Origin of the sequence: Mesorhizobium sp. M2A.F.Ca.ET.067.02.1.1 (assembly GCF_004023285.1) — a bacterium.
Lineage (GTDB): Bacteria > Pseudomonadota > Alphaproteobacteria > Rhizobiales > Rhizobiaceae > Mesorhizobium.
In genome coordinates, this window is record NZ_RZSB01000802.1 from 1 (window position 1) to 2,632 (window position 2,632).

The following is a 2,632-nucleotide window of genomic DNA, read 5'->3' on the forward strand; positions in this document are numbered from 1 at the left end:
TGCCTATGCACCTTCCTGGCCGATTGTCGTCGCTCAAAACCACCGCAATGGTAGGACGATAGGGCTTCGTCCCCGACCAGATCGATCCGATGAGGAGAAAAGATGATTGAACTGCCTTTTGCCCGCGCAGAGTACCAGCGGCGGCTCGGAAAAATCCGCGCCGAGATGGCCAGGCGCAGCATCGAACTCCTGATCGTCAACGACGTCGCCAACCAGCACTACATCACCGGCTATGACGGCTGGTCGTTCTACACGCCGCAGGTCGTGCTTGTTCCCATCGAGGACGCGGAGCCTGTCTGGATCGGCCGCGCCATGGATGCGGCCGGCGGCTTGCTGACGGCCTGGGTGAAGCCGGAAAACGTCGTCGGCTTCCCGGAGGACCATGTCCAGCGGGCCGACCGGCACCCGATGGACTGGATCGCGGCCTGGATCGTCGCCAAGGGCTGGGGCAACCGTCCCGTCGGCATCGAGCTTGAAGCCTATTATTTTTCGCCCAAGGCGCATGCGCGGCTCGTCGCCGGCCTGCCCAATGCGAAATGGCACGACGCCGACCTGCTCGTGAACTGGATCCGCGCGGTCAAGTCGGCGCCGGAAATCGCCTATCTTCGCAAGGCGTCAAGACTGGCCGAGGCGGCGGTCGCGCGGGCCTACGAGGTCATCGCGCCGGGTGTGCGCGAATGCGACGCGATTGCTTCCATCCAGGCGGCGCAGATCGCCGGCAGCCCGGATTTCGCCGGCGACATCACCGCGCTGCCGCCGACGATCCTCGGCGGCGAAAACGCTTCCGCGCCACACATTATGTGGAGCGACAGGCGGTTCGGGAAGGACGAAACCATCGCGCTGGAACTCGCCGGCGTCTGCCGCCGCTATGCGGCGGGGCTAGCCAGGACGATGCAGCTCGGCAAGACGCCGGCGAGCGTCGCGGATACGGCAAAGGCGGTGATCGAAGGCATGGATGCGGTGCTCGACACGGTACGGCCGGGCACCACCGCCGAGGCTGTCGAAGCTGCCTGGCGCAAGGTCATTGCCCGTCACGGGCTGAAGAAGGAATCGCGTATCGGCTATTCGATCGGCGTTGCCTATCCGCCGGATTGGGGCGAGCACACGATCAGCCTGCGGCCCGGCGACAAGACGGTGCTGCAGCCCGGCAATGTCGTCCATTCCATCCTGGGCATGTGGATGGACGGCTGGGGCATCGAGGTCAGCGAAACCATTTTGGTGACCGAGTCCGGCAACGAGACGCTGACGAAGTTCCCGCGGGATATTCATGTCAAAACCTGACCGGCCGTCCTCGACGAGCGATGCCGCGCCCGACATCGATGCCGGAATTCTCGATCGGATGATCGAGATCCGGCGCCATCTGCACCGCCATCCCGAGCTGTCGAACCGGGAGGCACGCACGCAGCGTTACTTGCGCGAGATGCTTGTAAAGGAAGGGATCACCGAGATCCGCGATGTCGCCGGCTACGGGCTTGCCGTCGACATCGTCGGCACCGGCCGGCCTTCGAACCGCAAGGTGGCTATCCGCGCCGATATCGACGCCCTGCCGATCGAGGAGGAGTCCGGCGTCGACTTTGCGTCCAAAAATCCGGGCGTGATGCATGCCTGCGGTCATGACGCCCACGCCGCGATGGGCTTTGCGGTCGCCGCGCATCTCAATCGCTCACGCGACAGTTTCGGCGGAACCGTTCGCCTCATCTTCCAGCCGGCCGAGGAAGATGAACCGTCTGGTGGGCGACGGGTGGTCGAGGAGGGGCTTCTCGACGACGTCGATGCCGCGATCTGCGTCCATGTCGATCCGTATACGCCGTCCGGCAAGGTGGCCGTCGGCCCGGGTCCCTACACTCTCGCCTGCGACACGTTCGATGTGCTGGTCACCGGCTCGGCGGCGCATGCGGCAAAGCCCTATGAAGGCATAGACGCGCTGACTGTCGCCTGCTCCATGGTTAGCGAGCTGCAGAAGATCGTTTCGCGTGAGACCGATCCCTATGATCCGCTGGTCATCTCGGTGACCGCCATCAATGGCGGCAATGCCTATAACGTCACTGCCGGCAAGGTCGCGTTCAAAGGCACCATCCGCAGCGGCAACGACGCCACTCGCGTGCGGACCTGGCGCCGGCTTCGTGAAGTGCTGGACGGAATAGCGGCAAGCCACGGCGCCAGCGTAAAGATCGACATCCGCCGGGGCGAACCGGGCGTCGTCAACGATGCCGGTATGGCCGCGCTCATCATGGCCGGCGCCAAAGCCAGCATTGGCGCAGACAATGCTCTCAACATGCCTGGATGGAGCATTGCCGACGACTTCGCTTACTACAGCGAGAAACGCCCGTCGGTCTATTTCCGGCTCGGCATCCGCAACGAGGGGGTAGGGTCAGTCTACCCACTCCACCATTCCAGGTTCCGCATCGACGAGACGGCGTTGAAGAACGGCGTCCTTACTCTGGTTTCGGCGGCAACGATGTACCTGGCCGGACAGGAGAATTACGGCGCTTAGCCGATCCGCAGGCGCCTTTGTCGGATAAGCCGGTCAAAGGTATTGCGCGACCTTCTTGCCGACAGTGAGGAAGCGTAGCGGGTCGACCGCCTCGCCATCGTGGCGCACCTCGCAGGAAACGGCGATCGGCGGTGATAG

General features: G+C 64.0%; 2 protein-coding genes. Both read left to right on the forward strand.

Features of this window, described 5'->3' with window-relative positions; translation table 11 throughout:
* The first annotated feature begins 102 nt into the window (after nucleotides 1–102).
* Nucleotides 103–1,281 carry a M24 family metallopeptidase gene (locus EOA28_RS32000; RefSeq protein WP_127252782.1) on the forward strand — a complete coding sequence of 393 codons (1,179 nt, stop codon included), beginning with the start codon at nucleotides 103–105 and terminating at the stop codon, nucleotides 1,279–1,281.
* The gene (locus EOA28_RS32005; protein WP_127252783.1) at nucleotides 1,268–2,494 is read left to right on the forward strand and encodes an amidohydrolase; all 1,227 of its coding nucleotides are present in this window, start codon (nucleotides 1,268–1,270) and stop codon (nucleotides 2,492–2,494) included. The genes EOA28_RS32000 and EOA28_RS32005 overlap by 14 nt, the downstream gene beginning before the upstream one ends.
* Nucleotides 2,495–2,632 lie beyond the last annotated feature (138 nt).

What these genes read in the sequence shown, in the direction of transcription:
- EOA28_RS32005 (WP_127252783.1), top strand. Translation starts at nt 1,268, where the DNA reads ATGTCAAAACCTGACCGGCCGTCCTCGACGAGCGATGCCGCGCCCGAC.
- EOA28_RS32000 (WP_127252782.1), top strand. Translation starts at nt 103, where the DNA reads ATGATTGAACTGCCTTTTGCCCGCGCAGAGTACCAGCGGCGGCTCGGA.